The organism is Kitasatospora purpeofusca (genome assembly GCF_036010405.1).
In the GTDB taxonomy this organism is placed as follows: Bacteria; Actinomycetota; Actinomycetes; order Streptomycetales; family Streptomycetaceae; genus Kitasatospora; species Kitasatospora purpeofusca.
Genome location: NZ_CP108561.1, coordinates 533,355 through 549,651 on the forward strand (window position 1 = coordinate 533,355; position 16,297 = coordinate 549,651).

16 protein-coding genes are annotated in these 16,297 nt (G+C 73.8%); 6 read left to right on the top strand and 10 right to left on the bottom strand.

The window, feature by feature from the left end; translation table 11 throughout:
• Window positions 1–23: 23 nt before the first annotated feature.
• Both OG715_RS02460 and OG715_RS02465 read right to left on the bottom strand, forming a co-directional pair.
• Entirely contained in the window at window positions 24–1,262 is a 1,239-nt protein-coding gene (locus OG715_RS02460) for a tetratricopeptide repeat protein (RefSeq protein ID WP_327063826.1), read from the bottom strand.
• A gap of 228 nt (window positions 1,263–1,490) precedes the next feature.
• A complete protein-coding gene (locus OG715_RS02465) occupies window positions 1,491–1,976 on the bottom strand; it encodes an FBP domain-containing protein (RefSeq protein ID WP_266309119.1) in 486 nt (161 codons plus the stop codon).
• Window positions 1,977–2,047: 71 nt separating this feature from the next.
• Here OG715_RS02465 and OG715_RS02470 point away from each other — a divergent pair, with 71 nt between their 5' ends.
• Window positions 2,048–2,629 (top strand): TetR/AcrR family transcriptional regulator, encoded by a 582-nt coding sequence (locus OG715_RS02470; protein ID WP_327063827.1) that lies wholly within the window; start codon window positions 2,048–2,050, stop codon window positions 2,627–2,629.
• 183 nt (window positions 2,630–2,812) lie between these two features.
• Here the strand turns inward: OG715_RS02470 and OG715_RS02475 are convergent, their stop codons facing one another.
• From OG715_RS02475 to OG715_RS02505, 7 genes are all read right to left on the bottom strand, one after another.
• Window positions 2,813–3,253: a hypothetical protein gene (locus OG715_RS02475; RefSeq protein WP_327063828.1), complete on the bottom strand. Its 441-nt coding sequence runs from the start codon at window positions 3,251–3,253 to the stop codon at window positions 2,813–2,815.
• Window positions 3,254–3,337: 84 nt separating this feature from the next.
• The gene (locus OG715_RS02480) at window positions 3,338–4,357 is read right to left on the bottom strand and encodes a LacI family DNA-binding transcriptional regulator (RefSeq protein WP_327063829.1); all 1,020 of its coding nucleotides are present in this window, start codon (window positions 4,355–4,357) and stop codon (window positions 3,338–3,340) included.
• A 49-nt stretch (window positions 4,358–4,406) separates the two neighbouring features.
• Window positions 4,407–6,323, bottom strand: coding sequence for a glycoside hydrolase family 36 protein (locus tag OG715_RS02485; RefSeq protein ID WP_327063830.1), 1,917 nt, complete (start codon window positions 6,321–6,323; stop codon window positions 4,407–4,409).
• The gene (locus tag OG715_RS02490; RefSeq protein ID WP_327063831.1) at window positions 6,320–7,168 is read right to left on the bottom strand and encodes a carbohydrate ABC transporter permease; all 849 of its coding nucleotides are present in this window, start codon (window positions 7,166–7,168) and stop codon (window positions 6,320–6,322) included. Before OG715_RS02490 ends, OG715_RS02485 begins: the two co-directional genes overlap by 4 nt.
• The gene (locus OG715_RS02495) at window positions 7,168–8,109 is read right to left on the bottom strand and encodes a carbohydrate ABC transporter permease (RefSeq protein ID WP_327063832.1); all 942 of its coding nucleotides are present in this window, start codon (window positions 8,107–8,109) and stop codon (window positions 7,168–7,170) included. The genes OG715_RS02490 and OG715_RS02495 overlap by 1 nt, the downstream gene beginning before the upstream one ends.
• A complete protein-coding gene (locus tag OG715_RS02500; RefSeq protein ID WP_327063833.1) occupies window positions 8,106–9,473 on the bottom strand; it encodes an ABC transporter substrate-binding protein in 1,368 nt (455 codons plus the stop codon). Before OG715_RS02500 ends, OG715_RS02495 begins: the two co-directional genes overlap by 4 nt.
• A gap of 260 nt (window positions 9,474–9,733) precedes the next feature.
• Window positions 9,734–10,711 (bottom strand): GlxA family transcriptional regulator, encoded by a 978-nt coding sequence (locus OG715_RS02505; RefSeq protein WP_327063834.1) that lies wholly within the window; start codon window positions 10,709–10,711, stop codon window positions 9,734–9,736.
• Window positions 10,712–10,828: 117 nt separating this feature from the next.
• Between OG715_RS02505 and OG715_RS02510 the strand changes: the two genes are divergently transcribed.
• Together OG715_RS02510 and OG715_RS02515 are read left to right on the top strand one after the other, a co-directional pair.
• Window positions 10,829–11,467 carry an HD domain-containing protein gene (locus OG715_RS02510; RefSeq protein ID WP_327063835.1) on the top strand — a complete coding sequence of 213 codons (639 nt, stop codon included), beginning with the start codon at window positions 10,829–10,831 and terminating at the stop codon, window positions 11,465–11,467.
• 180 nt (window positions 11,468–11,647) lie between these two features.
• Complete coding sequence (locus tag OG715_RS02515) at window positions 11,648–12,046, top strand: SHOCT domain-containing protein (RefSeq protein WP_327063836.1); 399 nt, start codon at window positions 11,648–11,650, stop codon at window positions 12,044–12,046.
• A gap of 34 nt (window positions 12,047–12,080) precedes the next feature.
• On the opposite strand, the gene OG715_RS02520 is transcribed toward OG715_RS02515, so the two are convergent.
• Window positions 12,081–13,511, bottom strand: coding sequence for a hypothetical protein (locus OG715_RS02520; RefSeq protein WP_327063837.1), 1,431 nt, complete (start codon window positions 13,509–13,511; stop codon window positions 12,081–12,083).
• 320 nt (window positions 13,512–13,831) lie between these two features.
• Between OG715_RS02520 and OG715_RS02525 the strand changes: the two genes are divergently transcribed.
• From OG715_RS02525 to OG715_RS02535, 3 genes are all read left to right on the top strand, one after another.
• Window positions 13,832–14,317, top strand: coding sequence for a DUF6325 family protein (locus OG715_RS02525; RefSeq protein ID WP_327063838.1), 486 nt, complete (start codon window positions 13,832–13,834; stop codon window positions 14,315–14,317).
• 61 nt (window positions 14,318–14,378) lie between these two features.
• On the top strand, window positions 14,379–14,660 hold the full coding sequence (locus OG715_RS02530) for an SHOCT domain-containing protein (protein ID WP_327063839.1): 282 nt from the start codon (window positions 14,379–14,381) through the stop codon (window positions 14,658–14,660).
• Between the two features lie 2 nt (window positions 14,661–14,662).
• Entirely contained in the window at window positions 14,663–16,282 is a 1,620-nt protein-coding gene (locus OG715_RS02535) for an MFS transporter (protein WP_327063840.1), read from the top strand.
• The last annotated feature ends 15 nt before the right edge of the window (window positions 16,283–16,297 follow it).

Here is a 16,297-nt window from a genome sequence, read left to right on the forward strand (position 1 = left end):
CGGGGCATCTGCCGGGAGGACGGTCAGGGCGCGTCCCCGCGCGGCACGGCCGCGCGCAGCCGGCTCTCCAGGGCGACGACCTCCGCGAGCGAGGACGCGTAGAGGGCCGGGATCTCGGCCACGAGCACGCGCATCAGCGCGACCGCCTCGGTCGCCGCGGCCAGGCCGCCGGCCAGGTCGAACCCGGCCTCGGCCCGCACCCGGGCGTGGAAGGCCAGCGCCACGGCCAGGTCGCCGCGCCGCGCCACCGGGTTGAGCGCGGCCTGCTCCCGCATCATCGCGACCGCCCTGGTGGTGACCTCGGCGGCCTCCCGGAACCGCCCCAGGTCGGCGAGCGCCGCGGCGTGCAGGGACAGCGAGTCGGCGAACAGGCCGCCGTGGACGCCCGGTTCGGCCAGGTCCAGCTCCTCCAGGATGGCGACCGCCTCCGCCACGGCGGCCAGCGACTCGGCCCGGCCGTTGTGCATCCGGGCCGCGTTGCCCAGCGCCATCGCGAGGTCCCGGCGGTGGACCGCCGGATTGGCCTCGGCCAGCCCGCGGTAGAGCGCCACGGCCTCCTGGATGCTCCTGAGCGCCCGGCGGTGCTGGTTGCGCACCGACTGGCGGCGGGCCAGGTTGTTGACCGCCTGGGCGAGTCCGTGGGTGTGGCCGGCCCGGTCCGCCGCGACCAGCCGGCGGTAGAGGGTCACCGATTCCTTGGTGACGTCCAGCGCCTCGGCGTGCCGCCCCAGCCGGGACAGCACCACGCCCAGCTGGCTGAGCGCGTTGGCGAGCTGCGGGCGGAAGGCGTGGTCCGCGCGGGCGAGCTGGCGGTGGAGGTCGACGGACTCCCGGGTCACGGCGACCGCCTCCTGCGGGCGCCCGAGGCCCCACAGCGCGGTGCCCAGACCGAGCAGGGTGGCGCCGAGCGGGGCGGTGAACGGCGCGGTCACGGCCTGCCCGCGCCCCAGGTCGACCGCCTCGGAGGCGGTGCGCAGACACTCGTCCCAGCGGCCGAGTTTGGACAGCGCCTCGCAGCGGAGCACCAGGACGTAGGCGAGTGCGGCCGCCGCCGCCCGGTTCGCGGGGCGGCTGCCGGTGGTGTGCCCCCGGAGGAGCGCGGCCGTCTCCTCGGTCGCCGTGAGGGCTTCCTCGTAGCGGCCGGCGATCACCAACCGGGCGCACGCCTCGAAAGCCGCCTGCGCGTCCCCGGACGCTCCGGCCGCCCCGGACGGTCCGTCCTGCGGTCGCGGCTGCTCGGCGCCCGGTATCTCCTCGGACATGGCCCTCCCTGGGTTCGGGAGCGGCCGCCGGGTGGTCGAACCGCCGCTCACTGAAGGGAACTGACGATTCGTCGGATCTCCGCCGGGCGGGCCCGGCGGTCTCCTCAGTATGCCCGGCCGGGCCGCTCCCGTACCGTCGAACGGCCTACTCCGGCCACCGGCGCACACCGGTACGGGACGGCGGCGGGCAGGGTCACGCCGTCACCCCGGCGACGGCGCCGGGGAGCGTCACGCCGTCACCTTGGCGACGAAGGCGGCGAGGTTGGCGAGCGTGCGCTCGATCTTCTCCTCCAGCGTGAGCGACTCGTGCAGCTTGGTGCCGACCTCCTTCTTACCGCGCACGTAGAGCGAGCAGGCGAGGTCGGCGCACATGTACGCGCCGACGGAGTTGCCCTGCTTGCCGGCCTTCCCGGCGCGGGGCGCCACCAGCAGCGAGACGCCGCCGGTGTGCGTGGTGACGCACAGCGAGCACAGGCTGCGGCGGGCCTGCCAGGAGGCGGCGCCGGAGGAGCGCAGCGCGACCGCGACCGGGCGGCCGTCGATCACGGCGGCGAGGTAGGCCCGGTCGGGGGCCTGCGGGTCGCGCCAGCCGAGGAAGTCCAGGTCGTCCCAGGGCTGCTCGGCCAGGTCGCGCGGGACGTTCAGCCGCGAGGCCTCACCCTTGGTGCAGTTGACGAAGGCGGCGCGGATCTCGGGTTCGGTCAATGGCTTCATAGGAAGCAACGTAAATTACCTAGACGTCCTAGGCAAATGTATTATTGCTCCAGGCGAGCGAGAGGACGGGCATGGCACGCGTGGGACTGAACACCGAGCGTCTGACGGCGGCGGGGGCGGAACTCGCCGACGAGGTCGGCTTCGACAAGGTGACCGTCTCCGCGCTCGCGCGGCGCTTCGGCGTCAAGGACGCGAGCCTCTACTCCCACGTCAAGAACTCCCAGGACCTCAAGACCAGGATCGCCCTGCTGGCCCTGGAGGAACTCGCCGACCGCGCCGCCGCCGCTCTGGCCGGCCGGGCCGGCAAGGACGCCCTGACCGCCTTCGCCGACGCCTACCGGGACTACGCGCACGAGCACCCCGGCCGCTACGCCGCCGCGCAGCTGGAGCTCGACCCGGAGACCGCCCGCGCCAGTGCGGCCGTCCGGCACTCGCAGATGACCCGGGCCATCCTGCGCGGCTACCACCTCGCCGAGCCCGACGAGACGGACGCCGTCCGCCTGCTCGGCAGCACCTTCCACGGCTACGTCGCCCTCGAACGCTCCGGCGGGTTCCAGCACACCCCCCGCACGGCCGAGGAAAGCTGGACCCGGATCCTGGACGCGCTGGACGCGCTGCTGCGGGCCTGGCCCGCCGCCCGACCCGCCGGCTGACCCCCGCCGGACAGCACCACCGAGGACGCGGCAGGGCGGACGACGACGGGCCCCACCCGGCGCAGGCCGGTGGAGCCCTGTCGTCCGCGGGCCCGCCCCCGCACCAGGACGGGCGGGTACAGGCTGCGGAGGCCCGGCCGGGGCGCGGGCGTGGGGGAATCCCGCGCCCCGGCCGGGGGTCTGTCAGCCGGTGACCTCGACGACCGAGGTGCGACCGGCCGGGACGGTGACGGTGGCGTACGTGTACAGGGTCCCGTCGACGGTGACGGTGCGGGCGGTCTGCGCGGCGCCGTCGACGGTGATGCCGCTGTGGGCGCCGGTGAACCGGGCGGTCCAGGTCAGGCTTCCGGCGGCGGAGGTGTCGGTCAGCGTCGACCGGGTGCCGCCGTCGTGGCGCAGGGTCACCGTGCCGGTGCCCACGGGGACGGAGCTGAGCTGCAGCCAGCCCATGCCGGCGGGCAGACCGGAGGCGGTGGTGAGCGCCTGGCCTGCGGCGTCGGGCTGGACGCCCAGCAGGCCCTGGACGGTCTGGCCGAGCAGGGTGAAGGCGATCTCGGGGTAGTCGCCGTTGAGGAAGCGCCCGGTGCTGTGGGTGGCGCCGGCCCGGTCGTAGACGTAGCGCATCCACTTCCAGCCGTTCGCGGGCCGGTTGTGGGCGAAGAAGACGTATCCTCCGACATCGTTGTGGAAGGGGCGCCCCCGGCGGCCTCAGGCCGGCGGCCGGCGGGGGTGGTGAGGAGCGGTCGTGCCGCGCACGACCACCTCCGGCTGGAACATCAGTTCGCCGACCGGGACCTGGTGGCCCGAGAGCAGGCCGACCAGGGCCCGGGCGACCTCGGCGGCCAGCCGGTCGACGGGCTGGCGCACCGTGGTCAGTGGGGGATCGGTGAACTCCATCAGCGGGCCGTCGTCGTAGCCGATCACGGAGATGTCCTCGGGGACGGACAGCCCCTGCCGGCGGATGGCCCGGATCGCGCCGAGCGCCATCTGGTCGCTGGCGGCGATGACTCCGGTGACGCCCCGGGCGAGCAGCTGCTCGGCGGCGAACTGGCCGCCCTCGACCGAGTAGGTCTGGTGCACCACGAGCTGCTCGTCCTCGCCGAGGCCGAGCGCCGTCATCGCGGACCGGTAGCCGGCCACCCTCCGGTCGGTGGGGCGGTTGCCGACCGGGCCGGCCGCCATCGCGATCCGGCGGTGGCCGAGTCCGTGCAGGTGGCGCACCGACAGCTCGGCCGCGTAGACGTCGTCGGTGGAGAAGGCGACGGAGGAGCTGTCCTCGAACCGGCCGTTGATGCAGACATAGGGGACGGGGCGGTGTTCCAGCAGCTGGAGGACCTCGGGGTCGAAGTTCTCCAGGGTGTTGCTGGCGGAGCAGAACACTATTCCGCTGGCGCCGAGGTCCAGCAGGGACTTCAGGAAGTCGCGCTCCTGGACTCCGCCCGGCAGGGCCGGGCAGACCACGGCCCGCAGGCCGTGCGGGGCCAGCGCGAGGCCGATCCGCTCCGCCATCGCGCCGAAGATCGGGATCGACAGCCCGGGGGTGACCACCCCGACGATGCCGCCGGAGGCGGCGCCGCGCTCGTAGCCGACCTCCTCCATGGCGCGCTCGACCAGCTGACGGGTCTTCTGCGACACGCCGGCCTTGCGGTTGAGCACCCGACTGACGGTGGCCACGCTGACACCGGCGTGCTGCGCGACTTCGGTGATCCCGATTTTCTCCTGCTCCATTTCCCTGCCCCCAATGCGTTGATCGTTTGGCCGGTCGGCCGTAACTATGTCATCCCGTGGCCTCGGTGACGTCGCACAGACCGCCGGCCGGAACGGCGACCGGGTGCAGGCCCGCCGCGAGGTCCAGCAGCAGCTCGGGGCAGGGCCGGCCCGCCGCGTCGTGGGGCGCGATCCGGACCCGGCGGGCGGGCCCCTCGACCTCCAGCAGCAGGCGGCCGGCGGTCGAGGCGTTCACCAGGGTGAGGGCCTGCCAGGGGCCGTCGGGCAGGACGACCGGGCGCTCGTCGTAGGCGGTGACCACCCACTGGTCGCCGTGCCGTGCGGTGACCTGCGGGTACAGCTCGTCGGGGCGGCCGGGCTCGTAGTGGCCGCCGGTCAGGGCGGGTGCGAGCCGACGCCAGGCGGCCAGCCAGAACGCCAGCGCCTCGCGGTGCGGCGCGGGGAGTTCGCTGAGCCGGGCGGAGATCTGCGGCACCGAGTGGAGCGCGCCGTGGACCTGCCGGGCGAGCACCTCGGGCGCGCCCTGCGGGTCCCACATCAGCATGTCGGAGTGGACGGCGCCGCCGGGGGCCAGCATGGCGATGTCCAGGGTGCGGACCCGGTTGGCGACCGCGTCGGCCGGGCAGTCGATCGCGCGCAGCAGGTTGCCGTAGGCGGTCATGGCCGGGCCGGTGTAGCGCTGGCGCAGCTCGATCACGAACTCGTCGCCGCGCAGCGCCCTGAGTTCCTCGCGCAGCAGGCCGAGCAGCAGGGCCATCGCCTCGCCGACGTCGGCGACGAAGCCCGGGCCGGCGTCCTCGGGCACGGTGGCCGCGCCGTAGGCCACGGCCTCGTCCAGGAAGTCGATCTTCAGCCCGTCCAGGCCGTAGTCGGCGACGGCGTCGCGGCAGACCCGGACGACGTGCTCGCGGACCTCGGCGTGGCGCGGGTCGAGGATCCGGCAGTCCAGCCGGTGCACGTGGTGCGGGGCGAACCGGGCCCAGGTGCGGTGGGCCTCGGCGCGCTCGCCGAGCAGCAGCGGGGCGATCCAGGCGGTGTAGCGCAGTCCGGCCGCCCGGACGGTCTCGACGTGGGCGCGCAGGTCGGGGAACTTGACCGGGTCGGCGGTCCAGTCGCCGCAGCCGGCGTAACCCCGGCCGTCGCCGTGCAGCTGCCAGCCGTCGTCCAGGAAGAGCTGCCCGCAGCCGAGTTCGGCCGCGAGCACGGCCTCCCGCTCGACGCCGGCGGCGGTGACGTCCTGGGCGAAGGCGTACCAGGTGGAGTAGACGGGGGTGCGGCCGAAGTCGGGGGTGGGCAGCGGGGTGCCGCCGGGCAGGGCGGCGAACCACTCGCGCAGGTCCCGCAGGGCGGCGGCCAGGGTCGCGCCGGGAGCGGTGAGCCGCAGCCGGAAGGTCTCCCCCGCGGTGAGCGGGAAGCGCAGCCAGACGCCGAAGCGCTTGTGCTCCTCGCTGACGCCGAACCGCACGGCGGTCTGCCGGACGGTGCGGTCGGCGGCGAAGGCGAGCACGGTGCGCCCGGCGGTGTCGTACAGGCAGCCCACCGGGGCGGAGTCCACCAGGGAGACCGGGCGCCAGGGCGACCAGTCGGCGGGCAGGGTGCGCTCCCAGCCGGCGTTGGGGTGCCAGAAGCCGGCCGCGTCGCCGAGCGGGACGTCCAGGCGGACGGTCACCTCGGTGTCGGCGGTGGCGGTGATCCCGGCGGTGTTCCAGGCGGTGTCGTCGGCCTCGTGGGCCGTGTCGACGGTGCCGGGCGCGGCCTGGACGGTGATCCGGGCGCCGTGCACCAGCAGTTCGTGCGTGCCGCCCTCCCACTGGTCCGGGGTGAAGGTGGGCAGCGCGGCGAGGTCGATGGAGCCGGTCTGCACGGCGGGCCTCTCTCGGGTCGGGGTCGGGTCGGGGGTCGTACCGGTGGGGCCGGTGCCGGGGGTGCCGGGGGTACTGCCGGGGTGCGGCGCTGCCGTGGTCACTGCTTGACGGCCCCGGCGAGCATCCCGGAGACGAAGTGCTTCTGCAGGAAGAGGAAGAGCACGGCCATCGGGACCGCGGCGACGGCGGTGCCGGTGAGCAGCTGGCCGTAGTCGACGTCGGAGCTGCCGGTGAGCGCCGCCAGGGCGACCGGGACGGTGTACGAGGCCGGGTCGCGCAGCGCGATCAGCGGCCACAGGAAGTCGTTCCACTGGAACAGGAACAGGAACATGGCGAGCGCCGCGAGCGCCGGGCGCATGGTCGGCAGCGCGATCCGCAGGAAGAGCCGCAGCTCGCCGCAGCCGTCGATCCGGCCGGCCTGGAGCAGTTCGTCCGGCAGCGCGCTCATGGACTGGCGCATCAGGAAGATGCCGAACGGCAGGGCCAGGTTGGGCAGCAGCACGGCCTGGTAGGTGTTGAGCCAGTCCAGGTTCACCATCATCTTGAACAGCGGGACGATGGTGAGCTGGGTCGGCACCACCAGGGCGAGCAGCAGCACGGAGAACATCAGGCCCTGGCCGCGGAAGCGGAACTTGGCGAAGCCGTAGCCGGCCAGGGTGCAGACGATCCCGCCGAGCACGGTGTAGGTGACGGACAGCATCAGGGAGTTGAGCACCACCCGGCCGAAGCCGACGGACTCCTCCAGGTGGCCGAGGTTGGTGCCGAGCTCACCGCCCGGCAGCAGCTGCGGCGGCCGGCCGAAGATGTCGTGCGAGGTGTGGGTGGAGGCGATCGCGAGCCAGTAGAGCGGTGCGACCGTGAAGGCGAGCAGCGCGAGCATCCCGGCGGTGAGCAGCACCTGGCCGCGTCGGGACGCGCGGAACGCGGGGCTGGTGGTGGCTGCCATCAGTCCTCCTCCTTGGCGAGCTTGACCTGGACGAGGCCGAACAGCGAGATGATCAGGACCAGCGCGTAGCCGATCGCGGACGCGTAGCCGAAGTCGAAGTACCGGAAGCCGGTCTGGTACAGGTACACGCCGATGGTGGTGGTGGCGTTGTCGGGGCCGCCGCCGGTCATGATGAACGGCTCGTCGAACAGCTGCAGGGTGCCGATGGTGGAGAGCACCACGGTCAGCAGCAGGGCCGGGCGCAGTCCGGGCAGGGTCACGTGCCAGAACCGGCGCAGGGGGCCGGCGCCGTCGACGGCGGCGGCCTCGTGGTGCTCGGCCGGGATCGACTGGAGCCGGGCCAGGTAGATGACCGCGTTGTAGCCGGTGTAGTGCCAGGTCAGCGCGAGCATGATGGACACCCGGGCCCAGAACGGGTCGTTGAGCCAGTGCACCTCGGGCAGGCCGACCAGCTGGAGCAGCCAGTTGACGGCGCCGGAGTCCTGGTTGAGCAGGGCGCCCATCATCAGGCCGTAGGTGACCAGGCCGGTCACCACCGGCAGGAAGAAGCCCAGTCGGAACAGCGGCTTCCAGCGCAGCAGCGCCGAGTTGAGCGCCACGGCCAGGACCAGCGAGAGGGCGAGCATGACCGGCACCTGGACCACCAGGATCAGCGCGGTGTTGCCGAGCGCCTTCCAGAACAGCGGGTCGTGCAGCAGCCGTTCGTAGTTGCCGAGGCCGGTCCAGGTCTGGGTGGTGCCCTCGGTCCGGTACAGGCTGAGGACGAAGGACCAGACCACGGGGTACAGCCGGAAGGCGGCGAACAGCGCGAGGGCCGGGAGGACGAACAGGTACGGCGCCAGGCGGGCGCCGCCGCCCCGGCCCGCCCGCGGGCGGGCCGGGGCGGCGGCGGGTCCGGGGCGGGATCCGGCTCCCGCCCGCGCCGGGGTCGCGGTGGTCATGCCTGGGCCCTCAGGGTCTGCTGGACGAGCTGGTCGGCGGCGGCGCGCAGCACCGTGGCCGGGTCGGCGCCCTGGAGCAGGACCTTGGTCTGGGCGTCGTCGATGACCTTCAGCGCCCGGGCGTAGTCGGCGGTGTAGTTGGTCGGCACCGACGGCTTGGACAGCTCCTCCAGGAGCACCTCGGCGTACTTCTGGCCGCCGAAGAAGGCGCTCTCGGTGTGGAAGGCCGGGTCGTCGTAGGCCTTGAGCAGGGCCGGGAAGATGCCCTTGTTCTTGTAGATCGGGACCTGGGACTCGGGCCGGGTGAGGGCGAACTCGGCGAAGGCGAACGCGGCCCGCTGGTTCTTGCTGGAGCCGGCGACGGCCAGGTGGGTGGAGTTGACGATCGCCGAGCGCGAGCCGCCGGGGGTGACGGCCGGCGGGAGCATCAGGCGCCAGTTGCCGCTCTGGTCGGCGGCGAGGGACTCCATGTAGCCGCCGTACCAGGCGGGGTTGGGGCAGACGGCGACCTTGCCGGCCTTGACCGCGGAGTCGTAGCCGGGCGCGCCGGGCGAGCCCTGGACGTCGAGCAGCAGCCCGGCGTCGTTCATCTCCTTGATCAGGGTGAGCGCCCGGACGGCCTCCGGCGAGTTGATGGTGATCTTGCCGTCGATGTTGAAGTAGAAGGTGCCCTGGAGCTGGAGCAGCAGCTGGAAGAGGTTGGCCGAGTCGGCCTGCGAGGCCGAGCGGTCCACGGCCAGCAGCGCGGTGCCGGTGGCGTCCTTGACCTTCTTGCCCGCGGCGATGACGTCGTCCCAGGTGGCGAGCGAGGCGGCGTCGACGCCGGCCTTCCGGAAGAGGTCGTCGCGGTAGAAGAAGCCGCTCGCGTTGGCCTCCCACGGCAGGGCGTAGACCTTGGACTGGCGGGAGACGGTCTGCCACAGGCCCGGCGCGAAGGCGTCGGCGTACTTGTTGGCGCCCAGCGCGCCGAGGTCCGCGAGGCCGCCCGGGAACTTCTCGATGTAGCCGGGCAGGTAGTCGACGCCGATGTGCAGCACGTCGGCCAGACCCTGGCCACCGGCGGCCATCGCGATGGTGATCTTGTCCCAGATCGCCGGGTTGCCGATGTCCTGGACGGTCACCTTGACCTTGGGGTGGACGGCGTTGAAGGCCGGTATCAGGGCCTTGAGCTCCGCCGCCGGGTTCTTCCAGCTCCACACGGCGACCGAGCCGGACAGCTCGCCGGAGCCGCCCGCGTCTCCCCCGCCGGAGTCCGAGCCGCCGCACGCGGCCAGGACCGAGCCCCCGCCGGCGGCCACCGCGGCCGCGCCGATCCCCTTGAGGAAACCGCGCCGACTCGGCCCGCCCACGATTCTGCCACCCATGCCCGGAGCTCCTTCGCTCTGCTCGGGACCGCCGCCGCACGCGGCGGTCCCGACCGACCGCGACGCACCACCGATCGGTGCCGCCGCCGTCCCGCCGATCGCGGGAACGGGAGTGAATCTAGCCAGGCCACAGAGGGTTAACAACAGTTTTCGAAAAATTTTCGTCGCACAGAGCGAAAACGTTACAACGTGACGGCGGAGCCCGGTCCGGGCACGCAGAAGCCCGTGCCGCCGGTCCTCGGCGGCACGGGCTTCGCAGGTCAGCGCGGTGGCAGCCGGGCGGTGCCGAAGCGCCGGCGGTAGTCGGAGGGGGTGGTGCCCAGATGGTGGGCGAAGGCCCGGCGCAGGCTCTCGTCGCTGCCCAGCCCGCTGCGCCGGGCGGCCGAGGTGACGCTGTGGCCGTCCAGCAGCAGCTGCTGGGCGCGGTCCAGCCGCACCCGCTCGACCCAGCGGGCCGGGGTGGTGCCCAGCTCGGCCCGGAACAGCCTGGTCAGATGGCGGGTGCTGACCGCCGCGGTGGCGGCCATCGCGGGCAGGCCGTGGTCGGCCGCCGGGTCGGCCAGGACGGCCCCGGTGACGGCGCGCAGCAGCTCGCCCCCGGGCGGCGGGGTGGCCTCGGCGGTGGAGAACTGGGACTGGCCGCCCGGGCGCCGCAGGAACATCACGAGCTCGCGGGCGATGCCCCGGGCGGTGTCGGCGCCGTGGTCGTCCTCGACCAGGGCGAGGGCGAGGTCGATGCCCGCGCTGATGCCCGCACCGGTGTGGAAGCGGCCGTCGCGCACGTGCAGGGCGTCGGGCTCGACCCGCACCTCGGGGTGGCGGCGGGCCAGCGCGGCGGCGTGCCGCCAGTGGGTGGTGGCACGGCGACCGTCCAGCTGTCCCAGCGCGGCCGGCACGAAGGCGCCGCTGCAGACCGTGGCCACCCGCCGGGCCCGCGCGGTGAGGTCCCGGGCGGCGGCGAGGAGCTCCCGGTCGGGACCCCGGGTGGCGAGGTGGTCGGCCCCGGCGATCACCAGGGTGTCCAGCGGGCCGGCGTCCGCCGGGGCGACGGTACCGGCCAGCGCGACGCCGTTGGAGGCGGTGACGGTGCCGCCCCGGGGCGAGACCAGGACGGTCGGGTACGGGTGGCCGAGCGCGCCGGCCAGGTGGAAGACCTCCAGCGGGCCGCTGAGGTCGAGCAGGGTCAGCTCGTCGAACACCAGGAAGGCGACCCGGCCGGCCGGGTCCCGCGCCGTCATGTCCGGATCCGTGGTGCGGAGGGCAGAAAGGACATGGCGCCAGCCTACGTCACCGCACGACAGTGGAGGAGTTCACCGAGAGAGCGTCGAAGTACCAGTGGAAGCAGGGAAACTGAGATGAGCGAGACGATCGCCGGAGTGCGGATCCCGGACAGCGCCCTGGCCAAGGAGGCGACCGAGCTGGTGCGGGAGGCCGCCCCGCCGCTGCTGTTCGACCACTCCCGCAGGGTGTTCCTGTTCGGGGCGCTGCGCGGCGCCGAGCAGCGGTTGGACTTCGACCCCGAGCTGCTCTACGTCGGGGCGATGTTCCACGACCTCGGGCTGACCGGGAGCTTCGCCCGCACCGACCGGCGGTTCGAGATCGACGGCGCCGAGGAGGCACGGCGGTTCCTGCACGCCCACGGCATCACCGGCGAGCCGGCCGACCGGGTGTGGACGGCGATCGCCCTGCACACCACCCCGGAGGTACCGCTGCACATGGCGTCCGAGATCGCCCTGGTCACCCGGGGCGTGGAGCTGGACGTCCTCGGCGTCGGCTACCACGCGGTGAGCGACGAGCAGCGCGCCGCCGTCACGGCCGCGCACCCCCGGCCGGACTTCAAGAACCGGATCCTCGCCGCGTTCACCGCGGGCACCAGGGACCGCCCGGCCACCACCTTCGGCAACGTCAAGGCCGATGTCCTGGCGCACTTCGTCCCGGGCTTCGAGCGGGGCGACTTCGTCGAGGTGATCCTCGGCTCGGACTGGTCCGAGTGAGAGCGGCCCGGTCCGGGTGAGGCCGGTGCCCGCGGGGTGAGCGGGGCATCCGGGCCCCGACCCGGTCCCGCCTCACCCGCCCGGGGTGGTGCGCGCGCGGGCGGCGGGCGTCACCGTGGGCCACGGGGGGTCGGACCCCGGTGCCCGGGGGCCGGTCGGCTCGTTCTCCGGAGGCAGGCGATGGACGACTACCCACTGCTGAACATCTTCCTCACGACCATGTGGTTCTTCCTGTGGATCCTCTGGTTCATGCTCCTGTTCCGGGTCTTCGGGGACCTCTTCCGGGACGACTCGGTCGGTGGCTGGGGCAAGGCCGGCTGGTGCGTGCTGCTGATCGTGCTGCCGTTCCTGGGCGTGTTCATCTACCTGATCGCCCGCGGCAAGGGCATGGGGATGCGGGAGGCGGCCCGGGTGAAGCAGGCGGACGCCGAGTTCCGGGACTACGTACGGGACGCGGCCGGGTCCGAGGGCAAGCGGACCAGCCCCACCGAGGAACTGGCCCGGCTGGCGGACCTGCGGCGGGACGGCTCCATCACGGAGGAGGAGTACCAGCGCGCCAAGGCGCTCGTGCTGGAGTGACCGGCCCGCCGGAGAGGCAGGGGGAACGGTGCCGTCAGGGGCCCTGGACCGTCACGGTCGGGGGTCCCGGCGGCGCGGGCGGCACCGGCGGCGTCGGCGGCCCGGGCGGCGGCCCGGGTGCCGGGGGCGGCTCGGCCGGGGCAGCGGTCCGGTAGGCGGGCGCGAGGAACTCGCGGACCGCGAACGCCGCCAGCACCACCACGGCGAACCAGAACACCACCATCGCCGTCGGGTGCTCCCAGAACGCGAACACCACGGCGGCGACGACCAGGATCGCCACGCCCGTCCAGCGCTTGTAGCGACGGACGAAGCGCTCCGCCGGACCGGCCCGGAAGCCGGCCGAGTCGGCCGCCGAGCGCAGCGCCGCCACCCCGTGGCCGGCCACCGAGCGGACGGTGACGGCGGCCCGCGAGGGGCCGATCAGGAACGCCCCGAGCGCCACCACCAGGGCCAGGAAGCCGACCACCCGCACCGAGGTGCGCAGATAGGTCACCAGCGCGTCGTAGACGGCGCCGGCCGCGGCGGGCGAGGCGTCGGTGGGCAGATGGTCCAGGAAGTAGGAGCGGAACACCGTCAGGGCGAGGCCGAGCAGCAGCATCGCGGCCGCGATTCCGAGGGCGGCGCCGGCCAGCGCCCGGCGGCGGTTGACGGCCGTGAACACCGCGCCGGCCGCGACCAGGACCGTGATCACCGGCATCCACCAGCCGAGGATCTCCAGCAGCCGGAAGCCGCCGCGGATCTTGGCGAGGTCGGGCGAGGAGAACACCACGAACTCGGTGTGCACCTCCGGGATCTTGGCGGCGGGCGCGAACCCGGCCTGGACCAGGGCCGTCTTCACCCGGTCCACCATCGGCCCGATGTCGATCACGACCTCGTCGTTCTTCAGCACCACCGCGCCGCCGCCCTCACCGGTGAGGGCCTTGACCATGGTGGCGTGCCCGGCCCGTACCGCCTGTTCCCAGACGGTGGCGAAGGCGTCGCTGGTGACCACCCGCTCGGCGGCGGCGTGCACCAGGTTGTTCAGCGCCCCCTCCAGCGGTCCGGTCAGGCCGCCCAGCAGCTGCGCCAGCCGGGGCGGCACGCCCTGCTCGGCGGCGGCCTGGGACAGGTCGTTCACCAGCGACTTGACGTCGACCTGCTCCGTCGCGGCGTCGGTGATCCGGTTGGCCAGGGCGCTCTGGACGTCGGGGTTGTGGGCCAGCGGCGCCATGGTGGCGACGAACCGGTCGGTGTCGGTGATCTCGTCGTGGGCCCAGACCGCGATGACCGCGAGCAGCGACAGCACCGACGCCACCACGACCAGGACGACCGAGCCGGTGGTGCGCAGCCGGTGGTGCTCCTTCTTGCTCCGGACGTCCGCCTCCAGCTCGGCGACCCGGCGGTGCAGCGCGTCCAGTTCGACGCTGTCCGGGCGGCCGGGCTGTGCGGGGCCGGGCTGCCCGGGGCCGGGCTCGGTCGGTGGCATGGGCGCGGCTCCTCGTCCTGGGCGGCCCGGGGTCGGGGGCGCCCCGGGCGGACCGGTGGCGCCGCGAGGCGCGAACACCGGTGCGTCCAGCCAAGGGCCCCGCGCGGCACTCGGCGAGCAGGGCTGACCCAGCGGGGTGACCCGGACCGGTCCCGGTCACCCCGCCTTCCGCTGCCCCCGTCACCCCGAACAGGTGAGCCGGTGGCCGGGGCCGGCGGGTTAGCGTCGCTGCGGGTCGGTGTCCGGGCGGCGCCCGGACCGGCCCCCGACCGGCGCACCCGACCGGCCGGACCGCACCCCCCACGCCCGGAGGAGCCGACGTGAGCAACGCACCCGATGCGCCCGGTGGGGCGGGCGAATCCGAACCGGTCGACCTCGGCCCCATCGACTACCTGGTGATCGCGTTCCCCGGCAGTCACCTCAGCGGCGAGGGCCTGCCGCTGCTCGTCGACCTGGTCGAACGCGACATCGTCCGGATCCTCGACCTGATCTTCGTCAACAAGGACGAGGCCGGCACGGTCACCGCCGTCGAACTGGCCGACGTGGACGGCGACGGGGTCCTCGACCTGACCGTCTTCGAGGGCGCCTCCTCCGGTCTGCTGGGGGACGCCGACGTCACCGAGGCCGGTCTGCTCCTGGAGCCCGGCGACTCCGCCGTGGTGCTCCTCTACGAGAACCGGTGGGCCGCGCCGCTGGCCGCCGCCCTGCGGCGGGCGGACGCGCGCATGGTCGCCAGTGGCCGCGTCCCGGTCCAGGACCTCCTGGAGGTGCTGGACGCGCTGGAGGAACTCGACGCCGCGGGCTGACCGCGCGGCCCCACTCCGCCCCCACCCCACCCCCGATCTCCCTCACCCCAGGCAGGAAGCCATGCCCGGACTGCTACGTGGCGTCGCCCGCACCGCGGTCGTCGCCGGAACGGCCACCGCCGTCTCCAACCGAGTCTCCCGCCGCCAGGCCGGCCGCTGGGCGCAACAGGAGTCCGCCGCCGAACCCGCCCCGGCCGCACCCCCGCCGGCCGCCGCGGCGCCCGCCGCGCCGACCATGGAGGAGAAGCTGGACCAGCTCAAGGACCTCGCGACACTCAAGGACCAGGGGGTCCTCACCGAGGAGGAGTTCGCCGCGCAGAAGGCCCGGATCCTCGGCAGCTGACCATGGCGAACCGCTGGAAGCCCCTGGTCGTCCTCGGGACCGCCCAGTTCCTGATGGTGCTGGACGCCTCGGTGATGAACGTCTCGATCAGCCAGCTGGTCGAGGACTTCGACACCGAGGTGACCGCCATCCAGGCCGTCATCACCCTGTACACCCTGGTGATGGCGGCCTTCATGCTGACCGGCGGCAAGATCGGCGACATGTACGGGCGCCGCCGGGTCTTCGTGATCGGCCTGGTCGTGTACGCGGTCGGCTCGGGGCTGACCGCGGTCGCGCCCACGGTCGGGGTGCTCGCGCTCGGCTGGTCGATCATCGAGGGCCTGGGGGCGGCCCTGGTGCTGCCCGCGCTGGCCGCCCTGGTGGCCGGCTCCTACTCCGGCCGCGACCGGGCCGTCGCCTACGGCGTGATCGGCGGCCTGGCCGGTGCCGGCATCGCGGTGGGCCCGCTGCTCGGCGGCTGGGTGACCACCTATCTGACCTGGCGGCTGGTGTTCGCCGGCGAGGTGGTGCTGGTGGTGGCGATCCTGCTGCTGATGCGCTGGGTGCCGGCCCAGCCCCGGCCGACCGACCCGCCCCGGCTCGACCTGCTCGGCGTCGTGCTGTCCGCCTCGGGCCTGGCCCTGATGGTGCTGGCCGTGCTGCAGAGCGGCACCTGGGGCTGGGTCCAGCCGCGCAACCCGCCGTTCACCGTGCTCGGCTTCGCGCCGACCCTGTTCGTCGTCGCCCTCGGCGCCGCCCTGACCTACGCGTTCTGCGTGCACGAGCGACGGCGCGAGGGCCGGGGCCGCACGCCCCTGGTCTCGCTCGACCTGTTCGGCAACCGGACGCTGCGCTCGGGGCTGACGACCCTCTTCAACCAGAACACCGTCCTGCTCGGCCTGTTCTTCGTCATCCCGCTCTACCTCCAGGTCGTGCAGGGCCTGAACGCCTTCGAGACCGGCCTGCGGCTGCTGCCGGTGTCCGTGACGATGCTCGGCGCCTCGATGTCCGGCACCCTGCTGCTGCGCTACGCCTCGCCGCGCACCATCGCCAGGGCGGGGCTGCTGGTCCTGCTCGCCGCCACCCTGTGGCTGATCACGGCGATCGGCCCCGACCTGCACGGCGCCTCCTTCGCCGGGGCCATGGCCCTGCTCGGCGTCGGGATGGGGATGCTCGCCTCGCAGCTGGGCAACACGGTGCAGTCCAGCGTGCAGCCCGAGGAGCGCAGCGAGGCCGGCGGGCTGCAGTACACCGCGCAGAACCTCGGCTCCTCGCTCGGGACGGCGCTGATCGGGGCGATCCTGATCGGCGCCCTCGCGACGTCCGTGACCAGCCAGATCGAGAGCGATCCCCGGGTCTCCGGGGCCGTCGCGCAGCAGACCGCCGTCCAGGTGGAGGCCGGCCTGTCCTTCGTACCGGCCGACCAGGTGGCGTCGGCGCTGGCGGCGCGTCCGGACGTGCCGCCGGAGGAGGCGGCCGCCGTGGTGGAGAACTACCAGGACGCGCAGATCGACGGTCTCAAGGCCGCCGTGCTCGCCTGCTCCTGCATCACGGCCGGCGCGGTGCTGTTCACCGGCCACCTGCCGGCCGGTCGCCCGGACCGGCGGAAGGGCGCCCGGCCGTCCCGCCGAACGGGTGACTGAACCGCGTCCTCCCCA

Bases quoted from the DNA above. Each gene is read 5' to 3' on its own strand.
- OG715_RS02460 (WP_327063826.1), bottom strand. From the start codon at position 1,262: ATGTCCGAGGAGATACCGGGCGCCGAGCAGCCGCGACCGCAGGACGGA.
- OG715_RS02465 (WP_266309119.1), bottom strand. From the start codon at position 1,976: ATGAAGCCATTGACCGAACCCGAGATCCGCGCCGCCTTCGTCAACTGC.
- OG715_RS02470 (WP_327063827.1), top strand. From the start codon at position 2,048: ATGGCACGCGTGGGACTGAACACCGAGCGTCTGACGGCGGCGGGGGCG.
- OG715_RS02475 (WP_327063828.1), bottom strand. From the start codon at position 3,253: ATGCGCTACGTCTACGACCGGGCCGGCGCCACCCACAGCACCGGGCGC.
- OG715_RS02480 (WP_327063829.1), bottom strand. From the start codon at position 4,357: ATGGAGCAGGAGAAAATCGGGATCACCGAAGTCGCGCAGCACGCCGGT.
- OG715_RS02490 (WP_327063831.1), bottom strand. From the start codon at position 7,168: ATGGCAGCCACCACCAGCCCCGCGTTCCGCGCGTCCCGACGCGGCCAG.
- OG715_RS02495 (WP_327063832.1), bottom strand. From the start codon at position 8,109: ATGACCACCGCGACCCCGGCGCGGGCGGGAGCCGGATCCCGCCCCGGA.
- OG715_RS02500 (WP_327063833.1), bottom strand. From the start codon at position 9,473: ATGGGTGGCAGAATCGTGGGCGGGCCGAGTCGGCGCGGTTTCCTCAAG.
- OG715_RS02505 (WP_327063834.1), bottom strand. From the start codon at position 10,711: ATGACGGCGCGGGACCCGGCCGGCCGGGTCGCCTTCCTGGTGTTCGAC.
- OG715_RS02510 (WP_327063835.1), top strand. From the start codon at position 10,829: ATGAGCGAGACGATCGCCGGAGTGCGGATCCCGGACAGCGCCCTGGCC.
- OG715_RS02515 (WP_327063836.1), top strand. From the start codon at position 11,648: ATGGACGACTACCCACTGCTGAACATCTTCCTCACGACCATGTGGTTC.
- OG715_RS02520 (WP_327063837.1), bottom strand. From the start codon at position 13,511: ATGCCACCGACCGAGCCCGGCCCCGGGCAGCCCGGCCCCGCACAGCCC.
- OG715_RS02530 (WP_327063839.1), top strand. From the start codon at position 14,379: ATGCCCGGACTGCTACGTGGCGTCGCCCGCACCGCGGTCGTCGCCGGA.
- OG715_RS02535 (WP_327063840.1), top strand. From the start codon at position 14,663: ATGGCGAACCGCTGGAAGCCCCTGGTCGTCCTCGGGACCGCCCAGTTC.